We start from the raw sequence: 16,491 nt of genomic DNA, 5'->3' as shown, positions 1-16,491 counted from the left end.
AGGCAGGCGCGGCATCGCGGATGCCGCCGCGGGAATGCGGTGCGGGGCGCCAAACATACCATTGCGTACTGTTTGGCGACAGCGTGCGTTCCCGCGGCGGCGCGTGCGTCCGGGCCGGGCTCAGCCGCGGTTGCGATAGCGCTCGGCGGCGTGCGATTGGGCGAAGTTCGGCAGCATCGCCCGGCGTGCGCCTTCCAGGGCGGTCCATTGCGCCTCGTCCGGCAGCGGCGGGATCGTCACCGGCTCGCGGCGGTCGTAGCCGAGCAGGGCGGCATCGACCAGTTCGTCGACTTCCATGACGCCCTGCAGGGCGTTGACGTCCTTGCCCGAGCGTTCCCAGATCTCGGTACGCGTCGCCGCCGGCAGCACCGCTTGCACGTACACGCCGCGCGGGCCGAGTTCGACCTGCAGGGCCTGGCTGAAGTGCAGGACGAAGGCCTTGGTCGCGCCGTACACGGCCATCGCGAACTCCGGCGCCAGCCCGACCACCGAGCCGATGTTGACGACGGCGCCGCGGCCGGCGGCGGCCAGCTTGGGCGCGATCGCCGCGGCCAGCCGCGCCGGGGCGACGGCATTGAGCGCGATCAGCTGGCCGACCCGCTCCGGACCTTGTTCGAGGAAGCCGCCGGCGAGGCTGGCGCCGGCGTTGTTGACCAGCACTTCGATCGCGGCGTCGTCGCGCAGCCGCGCTTCGACCGTCGCCAGAGCGGCCGGGTCGCTGAGATCGGCGGCGAGCACATCGACCCGGACGCCGGTTTCGGCGCGCAGGCGGGCGGCCAGGGCGTCCAGGCGCGCCCGATCGCGCGCGACCAGGACCAGATCGTGGCCGCGATGGGCGAAGCGGTCGGCATAGACGGCACCGATGCCGCTGGAGGCGCCGGTGACCAGGACGGTGGGAAGCGGGGTGGGCATGGGAACGGGCCTCGGGGCTGGAGTGAACGGGCGGGAGGGCGAAGGGGTTTATTCATGATGAGTATCATGTTTGATTTATCATGATGGTCGTCATGTAACATGTCAAGCCGTCGCCGGAGGTGCCATGAAAGTCAGTCGCGAACAGGTCGGCGAGAACCGCCGGCGAATCCTCGAAGCCGCGGCGCGGCTGTTCCGCGAGCGCGGATTCGAGGCGGTGACAGTGGCCGAGGTCATGAAAGCCGCCGGATTGACCCACGGCGCCTTCTACGGCCACTTTCAGTCCAAGGACGATCTGATCGCGCAAGCGCTGGCGCATGCGCTGGCCGCGACTCAGGCCCCGGACGACCCGGCGGCGTTCCTCGCCGCGTATTTGTCGCCCGAACACTGCGCCGATCTGGCCGGCGGTTGCCCGACCGCGGGCCTGGCGGCCGAGACCCTGCGCCAGGCGCCGCAGGCGCGCGCGGCGATGACCGCCTTCCTGCGCCAAGCGCTGCGGGCGATGAGCGCGTCGGCGCCGGGTGCGAACGAGGCCGAACGCCGCCGTCATGCGATCGGGCGATGGTCGGCGATGGTCGGCGCGTTGATCCTGGCGCGTTCCAGCGACGATCCGGACCTGTCGGCGGAAGTGCTGGCGCAGACCCGCGCCTGGATCGAAGCCCGGCCCTGACGCCGACGCTGCGCGCCTGCGGTTCGCGTCATCGGAATCGCGAGATGAGATGCGCCTCGTGCATACTCGCCGCGCGCGGCGATCCTGCGTTCGCCGCGTCCGCGATCGGCCCTCGCCGATCGACCGGCATCGATGGACCTACCGACAAGAGAGGGATTTCATGCGCATCGTTTCCCGTGCGGGATTCGCCCTGGCCGCCGTCTTCGCCAGCGCTTCGGCCGCCGCCTGCGACTTCGTGCTCCAGCCCGACCAGCGCGACATCTACGCCCCCGGCAAGTACTGCCTGTTCGCCGACCGCGATCTGCCGATCGAAATCCGCAGCGACGACGTCGAGCTCGATTGCCGCGGCCGCCTGCTCGGCAACGGCGCCGGCTCGTCCTGGGACGCGGCCGTGACGATCGCGCCGCGTCGCGGCGTGACCGTGCGCAACTGCCGCATCGAGCAGTGGCCGCGCGGCGTATACGTCGACCGCGCCAGCGACACCCAGATCGTCAACAACACCGTGCTGCGTCCGCAGTCGGTCGGCGTGCTGGTGCAAGGCAACGACCTGGCCGAAGGCGACGGCGTGCGCCTGATCGGCAACCGCATCGCCAACTACGGCAACCAGGGCGCGATGCAGCCGGTGACGGCGATCCGGCTGCAGGGCGCCAACCGCCTGGAGGCGGTCAACAACGTGGTCGCCGGCTTCGGCGGCGAAGGCGTGGTCCATGTCGAGCATTCGGCCGACGTGCGCCTGACCGGCAACCAGGTGCTGGATTTCGAGTCGGGCGTCGGCTCGGCCTTTTATCTCGACCGCTACTCGCCGCGCACTCGCCTGGTCCACAACACGGTGACCGCGCTGCGGCCGTACAACGTGCGCGGCATCGAAGGCGACGGCGTGCGCGATGCGACCTGCATCGAGAACGTGTTCGTCAACACCACGCCGTCGAACCTGGAGCAGTGCGCGTCCAAGCGCAACAACATCGAGCAGCTCAGTCCGTCCGTCCCTTGAGTCGTGGAGTTGATCCCGCGCCGCGGCGCTGGTCGCGGCCAGGGAGACGTCGCGGGTTCATCATCGCGATGCGGCCGGGGACGCCGGGGAGGCGTCCCGGCCGCGATTGGACAACTCACGAAGAGGAACTTCATGCGAATCATCGCCATTACCGGCCTGGCCCTGTCGGGCCTGATGTTCAGCGCATCCGCGTTCGCCTGCGAAAACGTGCTGGATCCCCAGCAGGTGCAGGTGTACCACCCCGGCAAGTACTGCCTCAGCGCCAACCGCATCCTGCCGATCGAGATCCAGGGCAGCAACATCGAACTGGACTGCCGCAGCCGCAGCGTAATCGCACCGCCCGGCGCCGGCGCCGGCCCCGCCGGCATCCGCGCGCACGGCGAGAACGTGATCGTGCGCAATTGCCGCGTCGACGGCTTCGACCACGGCATCGAGCTGGACGCGCGCGGCGCCTCGCAACTGGTCAACAACACCGTCGTGCGGGCCAAGCAGGCCCCGCTGTTGGTGCACGGCAACCGCGACCCCTATGCCGAGCCGATCCGGGTCACCGGCAATCGGGTGTTCGGCTATTTCGACGTCGAGCCGGCATGGAGCCAGCAGCCGGCGATCCAGGTGATCGGCCTCAATCGCGCGATCCTCAGCAACAACGTCGTCGCCGGTTTCCGCGGCGGCCGCAGCGGCCTGATGCTGGTTGACGCGCCGGACACGCAGCTGATCGGCAACCAGTTCCTCGACTTCGAGGGCAGCGACCGGATGATCCGGCTCGAGCAGTCGCCGCGGGCGCGGGTGGTGCACAACACCATCATGCAGCGCGATCCGAGCGTGCTGCAGGGCATCGCCGGTGCGGTCGACGCGACCTGCGTCGAGAACGTGTTCATCAACACCCAGCGTTCGGGCTTCTCCGAATGCGCGGTGACCCGCCACAACGTCGAGCGTCCCTTGCCGCCGCAGGGGCCGTAAACCGCGGCGCCGAAACCCCGTCCGCGATGGCGGCGCCGCCGGTCCTGCACGGGCCGGCGGCGTACACTGGCGCGGCGCTCAGTCCAGCGCCGAGCTCAGTCGCGCGCGGGCGCTGTGCGCCAGCGTGCGCACGGTCGACACGCCCAGGTCGCGGATGATGCGATGGGTGGCGTGTGGGATCGGCGAGTCGTCGATGTCGTGCGGCGCGATGTTCTTGCCCGGCACGCCGGGCAGGAACTCGATCCCGGCGGCGTGGTAGCAATGCTGGACCAGGGCCGAGCAGTACAGCGCGCCTTCCTTGGCCAGCAGATTGCTGCGCCGGCGCAGGCGCCGGCTGTGCATCGCCATCAAGGTACCGACCAGCTCGCTGATCGAATAGCTCGACAGCCCGGCCAGCAGGTCCAGCCCGGCGACCTGGATTTGGCGGATCTGGGTCTCGTCGAGACCGAAGTCGAGAATGGCCACGTTGGGGAAAGCCTCGGCGTCGTAATAACGCGCGACCCGGTTTTCCTGCACGCCGAGGCGGATCTGCCGGTAGCGCAGGTCCAGGTCGGACTCGATCACCCACCACTGGCCGTCGCTGCGGCGTTCGTTGAACAAGAACGCGTGCGACCACAGGCTGCGGTGGCCGTCCTCGGTCAGCGGCGCCTGCGCCTTGCGGATCAGCTTGTTGATGAAATCGCGGCCGCCGCACAGGCCGATCCGTCCGGGACCGGCGTGTTTTTCGATGAAGGCGGCGTTGCCGCGCGGGTCCGAGGACGACTCGGAGGCGATGTCTTCGGGCAGGAGAATGTCGCTCATCCTGGCAACTCTCTGGGTAACGGCGGCAATGGCGCGAGGCGGGGCGCCCGGGACAACGTCAGGCCCGCCCGGCGCCGGGCGCGGCTGCGAAATCCAGGACAGGGTCTGCGTGCAGGCGGGCCCTGCGGCCCGCGCGGCTCACTCGGGATCGTAATCCAGATTCGAGGCCAGCCAGCGTTCGGCCTGGGCCAGGCTCACGCCCTTGCGCCGGGCATAGTCCTCGACCTGCTCCTTGGACACCCGTCCGACCACGAAGTACTGGCTGTCGGGATGGCTGAAGTAGTAACCGGACACCGCCGCGGCCGGATACATGGCGAAGCTCTCGGTCAGTTCCAGCCCGGCGTGGGCGCCGGCGTCGAGCATCGCGAACAGGCTCGCCTTCTCGCTGTGTTCCGGGCAGGCCGGATAGCCCGGGGCGGGGCGGATGCCGCGGTAGCCTTCGTCGATCAGCGCCTCGTTGTCCAGCGCCTCGTCGCTCGCGTAACCCCAGAATTCCTTGCGCACGCGCTCGTGCAGGCGTTCGGCCAGGGCCTCGGCGAAGCGGTCCGCCAGGGCCTTGAGCATGATCGCGTTGTAGTCGTCGTGGTCGGCCTCGAACCGGGCCACGTGCGGCTCGATGCCGAGACCGGCGGTGACCGCGAACGCGCCGATCCAGTCCTGCCGGCCGCTGTCCCGCGGCGCGATGAAATCGGCCAGGCAAAAGTCCGGCCGGTCGGCCGGCTTGTCGGTCTGCTGGCGCAGGAAGTGCAGGGTTTGGGATTCGGGATCGGGGATTGGGGATTCGACGCGGCGAGGGGCAGGGGCGGCGAACTGCGTCGCATCGCCGGTGCCCGGGGCGGCACCGCCCAGATCGACCACCACATCGTCGCCGGCCGCGTTGGCCGGCCACAGGCCGAACACCGCTTTGGCCGAGATCCACTTCTCTCCGACGATCTTGGCCAGCATCGCCCGCGCGTCCCGGTACAGTTCGCTGGCCTGGGCGCCGACGATCTCGTCGCTGAGGATCGCCGGGTAGCGGCCGGCCAGTTCCCAGGTGTTGAAGAACGGGGTCCAGTCGATGTAGTCGACCAACTCATCCAGCGGATAGTCGTCGAACGCATACACGCCCGGCGCCAGTTTCGGCGCCGGCGGTGCGTAGTCGGCCCAGCGGCCGTCGAAACGCTGGCCGCGGGCCTTGTCCAGCGAGACCAGGCGCTTGCCGTCGCCGCGATTGCGGTGGCGTTCGCGGATCTCCGCGTAGTCGGAGGCGTTGGCGGCGACGAAGGGCTCGCGCAGCTCGATCGAGATCAGCGACTGGGCCACGCCGACCGCGCGCGAGGCGTCCTTCACCCAGATCGTCGGCGCCTGGTAGTGCGGGTCGATCTTCAGCGCGGTGTGGGCGCGTGAGGTGGTGGCGCCGCCGATCAGCAGCGGCATGGTGAAGCCCTGGCGCTGCATCTCGCGGGCGACATGGCTCATCTCTTCCAGCGAGGGCGTGATCAGGCCGGACAGGCCGATCAGGTCGGCGTTCTCGGCGCGGGCGCGGTCGAGGATGGTCTGCGCCGGCACCATCACGCCCAGGTCGACGACCTCGAAGTTGTTGCAGGCCAGGACCACGCCGACGATGTTCTTGCCGATGTCGTGCACGTCGCCCTTGACCGTGGCCATGACGATCTTGCCGTTGGACTTGCCCGCGTCGCCGGTGCGCAGCTTCTCGGCTTCGATGAAGGGCAGCAGGTAGGCGACGGCCTTCTTCATCACCCGCGCCGACTTGACCACCTGCGGCAGGAACATCTTGCCGGCGCCGAACAGGTCGCCGACCACGTTCATCCCGGCCATCAACGGGCCTTCGATCACGTCCAGCGGACGGCTGGCCTCGGCCCGCGCGGTCTCGGTGTCCTCTTCGATCCATTGATCGATGCCGTGGACCAGGGCGTGGCTGAGGCGCTCGCGCACCGGCTTGTCGCGCCAGCGCAGGTCCTCGGCCTTCTTCTCGCCCTTCTTGCCCTTGTAGCGGTCGGCGATCTCCAACAAGCGCTCGGTGGCGTCGCTGCGGCGGTTGAGCACCACGTCCTCGACCCGTTCGCGCAGATCGGCGTCGAGGTCGTCGTACAGCGGCAAGGCGCCGGCGTTGACGATGCCCATGTCCATGCCGGCGCGGATCGCGTGGTACAGGAACACCACGTGGATGGCCTGGCGCACCGGCTCGTTGCCGCGGAACGAGAAGGAGACGTTGGAGACGCCACCGGAAATATGGCTGTGCGGGAAACGCCGCTTGAGTTCGCGCGCGCCTTCGATGAAGGCGACCGCGTAGTCGTTGTGCTCCTCGATGCCGGTGGCGACCGCGAACACGTTGGGGTCGAAGATGATGTCTTCGGGCGGAAAGCCGACTTCGTCGGTCAGCAGGCGATAGGCGCGCGAGCAGATCTCGACCTTGCGCTCGACCGTGTCGGCCTGGCCGGCCTCGTCGAAGGCCATGACCACCACCGCGGCGCCGTAGCGGCGCCCCAGCCGCGCCTGGCGCAGGAACTCGGCCTCGCCTTCCTTCATCGAGATCGAATTGACGATGCCCTTGCCTTGCAGGCACTTCAGCCCGGCCTCGATCACGCTCCACTTGGAGCTGTCGACCATCACCGGGACCCGGGCGATATCCGGTTCGGCCGCGATCAGGTTGAGGTAGGCCACCATCGCCTGCTCGGAATCGAGCAGGCCCTCGTCCATGTTGACGTCGATGACCTGGGCGCCGTTCTCGACCTGCTGGCGCGCGACCGCGACCGCCTCGTCGAAGCGGCCTTCCAGGATCAGTTTCTTGAACTGCGCGCTGCCGGTGACGTTGGTGCGCTCGCCGACGTTGACGAAATTGCTTTCGGGCGTGATTTGCAGCGGCTCCAGGCCGCTGAGGCGGGTGTGGCGGGGGAGAGCGGAGGTCATCGGTGATGTCGAGTTGCGTTCGCTGCCGTTTGCTCGTCGTCCCCGCCAGGGCGGGGACCCAGGGCGCTATCGCGGCATGGCTCTGAAGTCTCAGGATTCCCGGTTGCGCGGGAACGGCGGCAAGAGGGCGGCACGGGGAGGGTCACGCCGCCGCGTCGATCAACTGCAGCCGTGCCCGCGGCGCCACGCCCTCGACCGCCTGGGCGATCGCGGCGATGTGCGCCGGGGTGGTGCCGCAGCAGCCGCCGACCAGGTTGAGCAGGCCGGCGCGGGCGAATTCGCCGAGCACCGCGGCCATGTCCTCCGGGGTCTCGTCGTAGCCGCCGAAGGCATTGGGCAGGCCGGCGTTGGGATGGGTGCTGACGCAGGCGTCGGCGATCTGCGCCAGCACGTCGATGTGCACGCGCAGGTCCTTGGCGCCGAGCGCGCAGTTCAGCCCCACCGCGGCCGGCTGCACGTGCCGCACCGAGTACCAGAACGCTTCGGCGGTCTGTCCCGACAGGGTGCGCCCGGAGGCGTCGGTGATGGTGCCGGAGATCATCACCGGCAGGCGCGCGCCGCGGGCGTCGAAGGCCTCTTCGATCGCGAACAGCGCGGCCTTCGCGTTGAGGGTGTCGAAGATGGTCTCGACCATCAGCACGTCCGCGCCGCCGTCGATCAGGCCGTCCGCGGCCTCGCGATAGGCCTCGCGCAACTGGTCGAAGCTGATCGCGCGGTAGCCGGGGCGGTTGACGTCCGGGCTCAGCGAGGCGGTGCGGCTGGTCGGGCCGAGCACGCCGATCACGAAGCGCGGCCGCGCCGGGTCGCGCGCCTCGATCTCGTCGCAGACCGAGCGCGCCAGCCGCGCGCCTTCCAGGTTGAGTTCGCGCGCCAGATGCTCCAGGCCGTAGTCTTCCAGCGAGATCGTGGTCGAGTTGAAGGTGTTGGTCTCGACCAGGTCGGCGCCGGCCTCCAGATACTGGCGATGGATGCCGGCGATGATGTCGGGCCGGGTCAGGGTCAGCAGGTCGTTGTTGCCGCGCTGGTCGCGCGCGCAACCGCAGCCGTCGCCGTGGGCATGGTCGTCGCCGTGCGCCGCGTACAGCCGGTCGTAGCCGTGGGCGAAACGCTCGCCGCGATAATCGGCTTCCTCCAGCGCATGCTGCTGGATCATCGTGCCCATCGCGCCGTCGATGACCAGGATGCGCTGCGCCAGCCCCTGCAGCAGGGCCTGGGCGCGTCCGGGATGAAGCCACGGCAGGTGTTTCATCGACGGGTCCTCACTTCTTCGCAGGCTTGCGCGCCGGTTCGGCGGCGGGCTTGCGCGCCATCAGCGCGATCACTTCGAAATGCGGCGGGCGACGCTCGCGGGTCACGGTCTCGCAGCTGACGATCTCGAACCCGGCCTTGCCGGCGAACTTCTGCAGGTCTTTCTCGGAGAAGCCGAGGTTGACGTGACCGAAGGCCTCGACCGCGCCGCGGTGCTCGTGGCGGGCCAGGCTGGTCAACAGCAGGCGGCCGCCCGGGCGCAGCACGCGCGCGGCTTCGGCTACCGCCTGGGCGGGGTGTTCGGCGTAGGTCAGGGCGTGCATCAGCACCACCAGGTCGAAACTGGCGGGGTCGAAGGGCAGGGCGTGCATGTCGCCCTCGCGGACTTCGACGTTGCGCAGCTTGCGCAGGCGCTCGGACGCCGCGGCCACCACCTTGGTGCTGGCGTCGAGGCAGACGTAGCGGTTCGAGTGCGGCGCCAGCAGTTCGGCCAGCACGCCGTCGCCGGAAGCGATGTCGAGCACGTCGCCGGGCTGCAGCAAGGGCAGGGCCGAGCGCGCCAGCGCCTCCCAGGTGCGCCCCGGCGAGTAATGGCGCTCCATGTCGCCGGCGACCGAGTCGGCCCAGTTCTGGTCGGAGGCGCGCATCGCCAGCACCCCGGCCACGCGCTCGGCGTCCTGGCGCAGCAGCGGGTCGTCGCTGCCGGTGCTCAGGGTCTGCCACAACGCGCGCTGCGCCTGGTCGAGCGCGGCCTCGTCGAAACGGTAGTAGGCCGAAACCCCGGCGCGGCGGTCGCGGACCAGCCCGGCCTCCTTGAGCTTGGACAGGTGGGTGGACACGCGCGGCTGCGCCAGCCGGGTGATCGCCGACAGCTCGGCCACGGTCAGCTCCTCGCGCTCGAGCAGCGCGAGCAGCCGCACGCGGGTGGCGTCGGCGAATACTTTGAGTCGGGAGGACCAGCCTTCGAGATCCATGCTTTGGTCGGGATTCGGGATTCGGGATTTGGGATTCGTGAAAGCGGTTGCGTCGGGGCGGGGAGATTGGGCTTTGCGAATCCGCAATCCCGCATTCCTATTCCGGCATTCATCAACGTATCGCGATATAGCGATAAGTGTGTGCCGGCCGTGCGCCCAGGTCAAGTCGTGCGGCGGTGCAGCAAGCCGCAACGGCGACTGAAGCGCGTCGGCCGCGCACGGATGACGCCAGATCCGGGCAGCCGGACGGGTGGGGTTATTCGGCGCGCACGGCTACAATTCGCCGTCGCGGTCCGGGCAACGGAGCGCGGACCAGGACGCAGAACCAACGCGCCGGTCGTTCCGGGATGCGGCAGCGCCGAAGAGCGCGCCGCGATGGGGGAACGGCCGCAGCGCTCAAACCCAGCAGAGGTGCGACGTGGATTTTGGCTTTACCGAAGAGCAGTTGATGATCCAGGACGTGGCGCGCCGTATCGCCCAGGAAAAGATTGCTCCCAGCGCCGAGCACCACGACCAGACCGGCGAGTTCCCGCTCGAGAACATCCGCACCCTGGGCGAGAACGGCCTGATGGGCATCGAAGTGCCGGCCGAGTACGGCGGCGCAGGCATGGACCCGATCAGCTACGTCCTGGCGATGGTCGAGATCGCCGCCGGCGACGCCGCCCATTCGACCATCGTGTCGGTCAATAACTCGCTGTTCTGCAACGGCATTCTCAAGTTCGGCACCGAGGCGCAGAAGCAGCTGTACGTGCGCGCGATCGCTGAGGGTCGCGAGATCGGCGCCTTCGCCCTGACCGAGCCGCAGTCGGGCTCGGACGCCACCGCGATGCGCTGCAAGGCGGTCAAGCAGGCCGACGGCAGCTTCGTCATCAACGGCAAGAAGAGCTGGATCACCTCCGGCCCGGTCGCCAAGTACATCGTCCTGTTCGCGATGACCGACCCGGACAAGGGCGCGCGCGGCATCACCGCGTTCATGATCGATACGGCCAAGCCGGGCTTCCACCGCGGCAAGACCGAGCCCAAGCTCGGCATTCGCGCCTCGGCGACCTGCGAAATCGAATTCGAGAACTACGTCGCCGCGGCCGAGGACGTGCTCGGCGACGAGGGCCACGGCTTCAAGATCGCGATGGGCGTGCTGGACGCCGGCCGCATCGGCATCGCCAGCCAGGCCATCGGCATCGCCCGCGCCGCCTACGAGAAGACCCTGGAGTACGTGCGCGAGCGCAAGGCCTTCGGCCAGCCGATCGGCGCGTTCCAGATGACCCAGGCCAAGATCGCCGACATGAAGTGCAAGCTCGACGCGGCCCTGCTGCTGACCTTGCGCGCGGCCTGGCAGAAGGGTCAGGCCGACAAGCACGGCGGCCGCTTCAGCAACGAAGCGGCGATCGCCAAGCTGACCGCCTCGGAGGCGGCGATGTGGATCGCCCACCAGGCGGTGCAGATCCACGGCGGCATGGGCTACTCCAAGGAAATGCCGCTGGAACGCTATTTCCGCGACGCCAAGATCACCGAAATCTACGAAGGCACCAGCGAAATCCAGCGCCTGGTCATCGCCCGCAACGAAACCGGCCTGCGCTGAAGCCCCAGCCCGATGAAACGTTTCGGCTCGTCACGGCCCACCGCCTGTCCTGAGGACGGCGGCATGGGCCTGCGCGTCGCGGACGACGTCGCCGTATCCGGCCCGCGCCCGACGGCGCGCGGCCGCGCGGGCGCGTCGCTCGACTACGGCGCCGCGTCCATTGCCGCCCTGCAAGCCCGTCATTCCCGGCACTCACCTCTCTCTGGCCCGCGCGAAAGCGTGGGCCTCATTCCATCCGGATCGCCAACGTTCCCATGAGCAATAAAACCAAAGCTTCCAAGTCCGAACCCGCCAAACCGGCCGCCAAGGCCGTCAAGCCGGCTTCGTCCAAGCAAGCCCCGGTCAAGCAGGCCGCGCTGAAGCCGGCCGCCAAGTCCGCCGCGGCCAAGGCGCCGCGCACCGCGGCGGCCGCCGAAGCGCAGGCCGTCGACCTGAGCCCGATCGTCGAAGCCATGCGCAAGCGCCTGCCCAAGGCGCGCCATGCCGAGGCGGAGGCCTTCGCCCAGGCGTTCTACAAGCGCATGAGCGGCGACGAACTGCCGCAGCATCCGGCCGAAGGCTGGGCCGCGCTGGCCGCCGATTTCCTCGATTTCGCCCGCGACCGCAAGCCGGGCTCGGCGCTGGTGCGCCTGTTCAACCCGACCCTCAAGGCGCAGGGCTGGGAATCGCCGCACACCGTGCTGCAGATCGCCAACGACGACATGCCGTTCCTGGTCGACTCGGTGACCATGGCCCTGGCCGACCAGGGCATCGGCGTGCATGTGCTCGGCCACCCGGTGGTGACCTTCCTGCGCGACAAGGCCGGCAAGCTGGTCGCGGTCGGGCAGGGCGTGGCCGAGTCGCTGATGCACCTGGAGATCGACCGGCAGACGCCGGAGGCCATGGCTGCGATCCGGCAGTCGCTGGAGACCGTGCTCGCCGACGTGCGCGCGAGCGTGCGCGACTGGGCGCAGATGCGCGAGCGCATGAACGCGGTCGCCGACGAACTGGTCGGCGAACGCATGCCGATTTCCGAGGAGGGCAAGCGCGAAGCGCAGGCCTTCCTGCACTGGGCCGCCGACAACCATTTCACCTTCCTCGGCTATCGCGAGTACGAGGTGGTCAAGCAGGGCGGCCAGGACGTGCTGCGCGCGATCAAGGACAGCGGCCTGGGCCTGCTGCGCGGCAAGGACGCGGGCAAGCCGCGCCCGCTGACCTCGCTGGCCGCGCACTACATGCCGCAGTCCGGTTCGGTCGACGCGTTGATCCTGACCAAGACCAATGCGCGCTCGACCGTGCACCGTCCGGGCTACATGGATTACATCGGCGTGCTGAGCTTCGACGCCGACGGCCGCCCGGTGGCGGAGAAGCGCTTCCTCGGCCTGTACACCTCCAGCGCCTACAACCGTCGCCCCTGGGACATCCCGCTGGTGCGCCAGCGCCACGCCTATGTGATGCAGCAGTCCGGCTTGGCCGCCGACAGCCACAGCGGCAAGGCCCTGCGCCATGTGCTGGAAACCCTGCCGCGCGACGAGCTGTTCCAGTCCAGCGAGGAGGAGTTGTTCAAGACCGCCTCGGGCATCCTCGGCCTGCAGGAGCGCGTGCGCAGCAAGCTGTTCCTGCGCCGCGACCGCTACGGCCGCTACTTCTCGGGCCTGGTCTACATCCCGCGCGAACGCTTCAACACCGACGTGCGCCTGCGCGTGGAGGCGATGCTCAAGGACAAGCTGCACGGCGAGCATGTCGACACCACCGTGCACATCGGCGAATCGCCGCTGGCCCAGCTGCACCTGATCGTGCGGCCGAAGTCGGGCGACGCGGTGCAGATCGACAATGCCGCAATCGAGGCCGAACTGGCCGAAATCGTGCGCAACCGCCAGGACGAGCTGCGCGACGCGCTGGTCCGGGGCCACGGCGAGCAGCAGGGCCTGGCGCTGGCCCATCGTTACGGCCGCGCCCTGCCGGCCGGCTACATCGACGAAGTTTCGGCCTCGGTCGCCGCCCAGGACATCGCCCACCTGGCCGCGCTCAGCGGTCCGGACGACCTGCGCCTGAGCCTGTGCCGGACCCGCCCGGGCGAGGGCGGCCTGCGCTTCAAGTTCTACCGCCAGCTCGACGACATCCCGCTGTCGGATGCGCTGCCGATGATGGAGAACATGGGCCTGCGGGTGATCTCCGAGCATCCCTACCGCCTGACCGTCGACGGCCAGCCGGTGTACATCCAGGACTTCGAAGTCGAGACCACCACCCAGGACATCGACGTCGACCGCCTCGACGAAACCTTCGAGGACGCGTTCGCGCAGATCTGGCGCGGCAACGCCGAAAACGACGGCTTCAACCGCCTGATCCTGGCCGCCAACCTGTCCTGGCGCCAGGTCGCGATGCTGCGCGCCTACTGCAAGTACCTGCTGCAGGTCGGCGTGCCGTTCTCGCAGAGCTACGTCGAAGAGACCTTCAGCCGCTACCCGCTGCTGGCGCGCCTGCTGGTCGAGCTGTTCGAAGCCCGCTTCGACCCGACCACCGGCAGCGAGAGCAAGGCCGAGATCAAGGCCGGCCAGGAGCGCTTGAAGGAGCAGTTCGAGGTGCTCGCCGGCGGCGACGCCGCGGTCATGGCGGTGCTGCAGCCGGTGCTCGACGCCCGCAGCGGCAAGCGCGAGGCCCAGGCCGAAGCGACCCTGGGCGCGCTCAAGGGGCTGCTCGACCGCGTCTCCAGCCTCGACGAGGACCGCATCCTGCGCAGCTTCATCGGCGTGATCAACGCCACCCTGCGTACCAGCTACTACCAGCGCGCCGCCGACGGCGGCGAGCGCGGCTACGTCAGCTACAAGTTCGATTCGGCCCAGGTGCCGGACCTGCCCAAGCCCAAGCCCTATCGCGAGATCTTCGTCTACGGCCCGCGCGTGGAAGGCGTGCACCTGCGCTTCGGCCCGGTCGCCCGCGGCGGCCTGCGCTGGTCGGACCGCCGCGAAGACTTCCGCACCGAGGTGCTGGGCCTGGTCAAGGCGCAGATGGTCAAGAACACCGTGATCGTGCCGGTCGGCTCGAAGGGCGGTTTCTTCGCCAAGCGTCCGCCGCTGGGCGGCGACCGAGACGCGGTGCTGGCCGAGGGCATCGCCTGCTACAAGATGTTCATCAACGGCCTGCTCGACATCACCGACAACATCGTCGACGGCAAGATCGTGCCGCCGAAGAACGTGGTGCGCCACGACAACGACGATCCGTACCTGGTCGTCGCCGCCGACAAGGGCACCGCGACCTTCTCCGACATCGCCAACGGCATCGCCGCCGAGCACAAGTTCTGGCTCGACGACGCCTTCGCCTCCGGCGGCTCGGTCGGCTACGACCACAAGGGCATGGGCATCACCGCCAAGGGCGCCTGGGAGTCGGTCAAGCGCCACTTCCGCGCCATGGGCCGCGACAGCCAGAGCCAGGACTTCACCGCGGTCGGCATCGGCGACATGTCCGGCGACGTGTTCGGCAACGGCATGCTGCTGTCCAAGCACATCCGCCTGGTCGCGGCGTTCGACCCCCGCCACATCTTCCTCGACCCGAACCCGGACGCGGCCAAGACGTTCAAGGAACGCGAGCGCATGTTCAAGCTGCCGCGCTCGAGCTGGGACGATTACGACAAGAAGCTGATCAGCAAGGGCGGCGGCGTGTATCCGCGCTCGGCCAAGTCGATCCCGCTGTCGCCGGAAATCAAGGCGGCGCTGGGCATCGAGGGCGCGGTCGCGGCGATGAGCCCGGTCGAGCTGATGAGCGCGATCCTCAAGGCCCCGGTCGACCTGCTGTGGAACGGCGGCATCGGCACCTACGTCAAGGCTTCCAGTGAGTCCAACGCCGACGTCGGCGACCGCGCCAACAACGGCCTGCGCGTCAACGGCAGCGATCTGCGCTGCAAGACGGTGGGCGAGGGCGGCAACCTGGGCCTGACCCAGCTCGGCCGCATCGAGGCCGCCCAGCACGGCGTGCTGCTCAACACCGACTTCATCGACAACTCGGCCGGCGTGGACACCTCCGACCACGAGGTCAACATCAAGATCCTGCTCAACGGCCAGGTCCAGGCGAAAAAGCTGACCCTGCCCGAACGCAACAAGCTGCTGGCGTCGATGACCGACGAAGTGGCCGGCCTGGTGTTGAACGACAACTACCGCCAAAACCAGGCGATCAGCCTGATGGAGCGGATGAGCCTGAGCCGACTGGGGTCCAAGCAGCACTTCATCCGCACTCTGGAGTCGCAGGGCCTGCTCGACCGCCAGATCGAGTTCCTGCCCTCGGACGCCGAGATCGCCGAGCGCAAGGCGCGCGGCCAGGGCCTGACCCGCCCGGAACTGTCGGTGCTGCTGTCGTACTCCAAGCTGGTCGCGTTCCAGCAGATGCTCGATTCGGACGTGCCGGAAGACCCGTACCTGTCCAAGGAACTGGTCCGCTACTTCCCCGAGCCGCTGCAGAAGAAGTACGCCAAGGCGATGGAGAACCACCGCCTGAAGCGCGAGATCATCGCCACCGCGGTGACCAACTCGACCATCAACCGGATGGGCGCGACCTTCCTGCTGCGCATGCAGGAAGACAGCGGCCGCACCCCGGGCGAGGTCGCCAAGGCCTTCACCATCACCCGCGAGACCCTCGATGCGCGCGCGCTGTGGGCGCAGATCGACGCCCTCGACGGCGTGGTCGCCGAGTCGACCCAGATCGACGCCCTGCAGGTGATCTGGAACCTGCAGCGCTCGTTCACCCGCTGGCTGCTGTCGCGGCCGGGCGCGATTCCGGACATCACCACCGCGGTCGAGCGCTACCACGACGGCTTCAAGGACATCCGCGCCGGCAAGGGCATCCTCGGCGACGGCCAGCGGCCGGCGCACGACGCCGCCTACGCCGACTGGAAGGCCAAGGGCGTGCCGGAGGCGCTGGCGGCGCAGTTGGCGGCGTTGCCGTACCTGGAGCCGAGCTGCGACATCATCGAACTGGCCCGCGAGTGCAAGCTCAAGCCGGTCGAGGTGGCCAAGGTCCACTTCCGCCTCGGCGAGGCGCTGCGCCTGCCGTGGCTGCAGGAGCAGATCGACGCCCTGGTGGTCGACGGCCGCTGGCATGCGGTCGCGCGCGGCGTGCTGCGCGAGGAACTGTCGACCCAGCAGCGCGTCCTGGTCGGGCAGGTGCTGAAGATGCCGGGCGCCACCGCCGAGGCCAAGGTCCAGCAGTGGCTGGGCCGCGACGACCAGTCGCTGCGCTTCACCCTGGCGATGCTGACCGAGCTGGCCGCGCAGAAGAGCCTGGACTACCCGACCGCTTCGGTCGCGGTGCAGCGCCTGTCGCAGTTGGCGGCGCGCGGCTGATCGAGCGTGGGGCCGACCGTCGGGCCGGCCCCGAGCGGCGGTTGATAGCCATCGAGCCCTCTCCCGCAAGGGAGGGGGCTTTTTGTCGTCTGGCTATGGGCGCATAGCATCGCCCTTCTTGTAGGAGCGGCGTGAGC

Annotated in this window: 10 protein-coding genes; 5 read left to right on the top strand and 5 right to left on the bottom strand. The window is 69.0% G+C overall.

Annotated elements, in window-relative coordinates:
- Window positions 1-120: 120 nt before the first annotated feature.
- Window positions 121-912 carry an SDR family NAD(P)-dependent oxidoreductase gene (locus tag TX83_RS12600; RefSeq protein ID WP_064748303.1) on the bottom strand — a complete coding sequence of 264 codons (792 nt, stop codon included), beginning with the start codon at window positions 910-912 and terminating at the stop codon, window positions 121-123.
- A 124-nt stretch (window positions 913-1,036) separates the two neighbouring features.
- Between TX83_RS12600 and TX83_RS12595 the strand changes: the two genes are divergently transcribed.
- The 3 genes from TX83_RS12595 to TX83_RS12585 all read left to right on the top strand — a co-directional run bounded on the left by TX83_RS12595 (window position 1,037) and on the right by TX83_RS12585 (window position 3,530).
- Window positions 1,037-1,579, top strand: a complete 543-nt coding sequence (locus tag TX83_RS12595; RefSeq protein ID WP_064748302.1) for a TetR/AcrR family transcriptional regulator — start codon at window positions 1,037-1,039, stop codon at window positions 1,577-1,579.
- 160 nt (window positions 1,580-1,739) lie between these two features.
- Window positions 1,740-2,570 (top strand): right-handed parallel beta-helix repeat-containing protein, encoded by an 831-nt coding sequence (locus TX83_RS12590; RefSeq protein ID WP_064748301.1) that lies wholly within the window; start codon window positions 1,740-1,742, stop codon window positions 2,568-2,570.
- A gap of 132 nt (window positions 2,571-2,702) precedes the next feature.
- On the top strand, window positions 2,703-3,530 hold the full coding sequence (locus TX83_RS12585) for a right-handed parallel beta-helix repeat-containing protein (RefSeq protein ID WP_064748300.1): 828 nt from the start codon (window positions 2,703-2,705) through the stop codon (window positions 3,528-3,530).
- Window positions 3,531-3,608: 78 nt separating this feature from the next.
- On the opposite strand, the gene TX83_RS12580 is transcribed toward TX83_RS12585, so the two are convergent.
- The 4 genes from TX83_RS12580 to TX83_RS12565 all read right to left on the bottom strand — a co-directional run bounded on the left by TX83_RS12580 (window position 3,609) and on the right by TX83_RS12565 (window position 9,463).
- Window positions 3,609-4,331 (bottom strand): hypothetical protein, encoded by a 723-nt coding sequence (locus tag TX83_RS12580; RefSeq protein ID WP_064748299.1) that lies wholly within the window; start codon window positions 4,329-4,331, stop codon window positions 3,609-3,611.
- 138 nt (window positions 4,332-4,469) lie between these two features.
- Entirely contained in the window at window positions 4,470-7,241 is a 2,772-nt protein-coding gene (gene metH, locus TX83_RS12575; RefSeq protein ID WP_064748298.1) for a methionine synthase, read from the bottom strand.
- A 142-nt stretch (window positions 7,242-7,383) separates the two neighbouring features.
- Window positions 7,384-8,490 (bottom strand): homocysteine S-methyltransferase family protein, encoded by a 1,107-nt coding sequence (locus TX83_RS12570; protein WP_064748297.1) that lies wholly within the window; start codon window positions 8,488-8,490, stop codon window positions 7,384-7,386.
- Between the two features lie 10 nt (window positions 8,491-8,500).
- Window positions 8,501-9,463, bottom strand: coding sequence for an ArsR/SmtB family transcription factor (locus tag TX83_RS12565; protein WP_064748296.1), 963 nt, complete (start codon window positions 9,461-9,463; stop codon window positions 8,501-8,503).
- A 418-nt stretch (window positions 9,464-9,881) separates the two neighbouring features.
- Here TX83_RS12565 and TX83_RS12560 point away from each other — a divergent pair, with 418 nt between their 5' ends.
- Window positions 9,882-11,042 carry an acyl-CoA dehydrogenase family protein gene (locus tag TX83_RS12560; RefSeq protein WP_064748295.1) on the top strand — a complete coding sequence of 387 codons (1,161 nt, stop codon included), beginning with the start codon at window positions 9,882-9,884 and terminating at the stop codon, window positions 11,040-11,042.
- 452 nt (window positions 11,043-11,494) lie between these two features.
- On the top strand, window positions 11,495-16,354 hold the full coding sequence (locus TX83_RS12555) for an NAD-glutamate dehydrogenase (RefSeq protein ID WP_343124846.1): 4,860 nt from the start codon (window positions 11,495-11,497) through the stop codon (window positions 16,352-16,354).
- The last annotated feature ends 137 nt before the right edge of the window (window positions 16,355-16,491 follow it).

The organism is Lysobacter antibioticus HS124, assembly GCF_000336385.2.
In the GTDB taxonomy this organism is placed as follows: Bacteria; Pseudomonadota; Gammaproteobacteria; order Xanthomonadales; family Xanthomonadaceae; genus Lysobacter; species Lysobacter firmicutimachus.
Note: the sequence above shows the minus strand (reverse complement) of the source record. Positions and strands in the feature narration are given on the sequence as shown.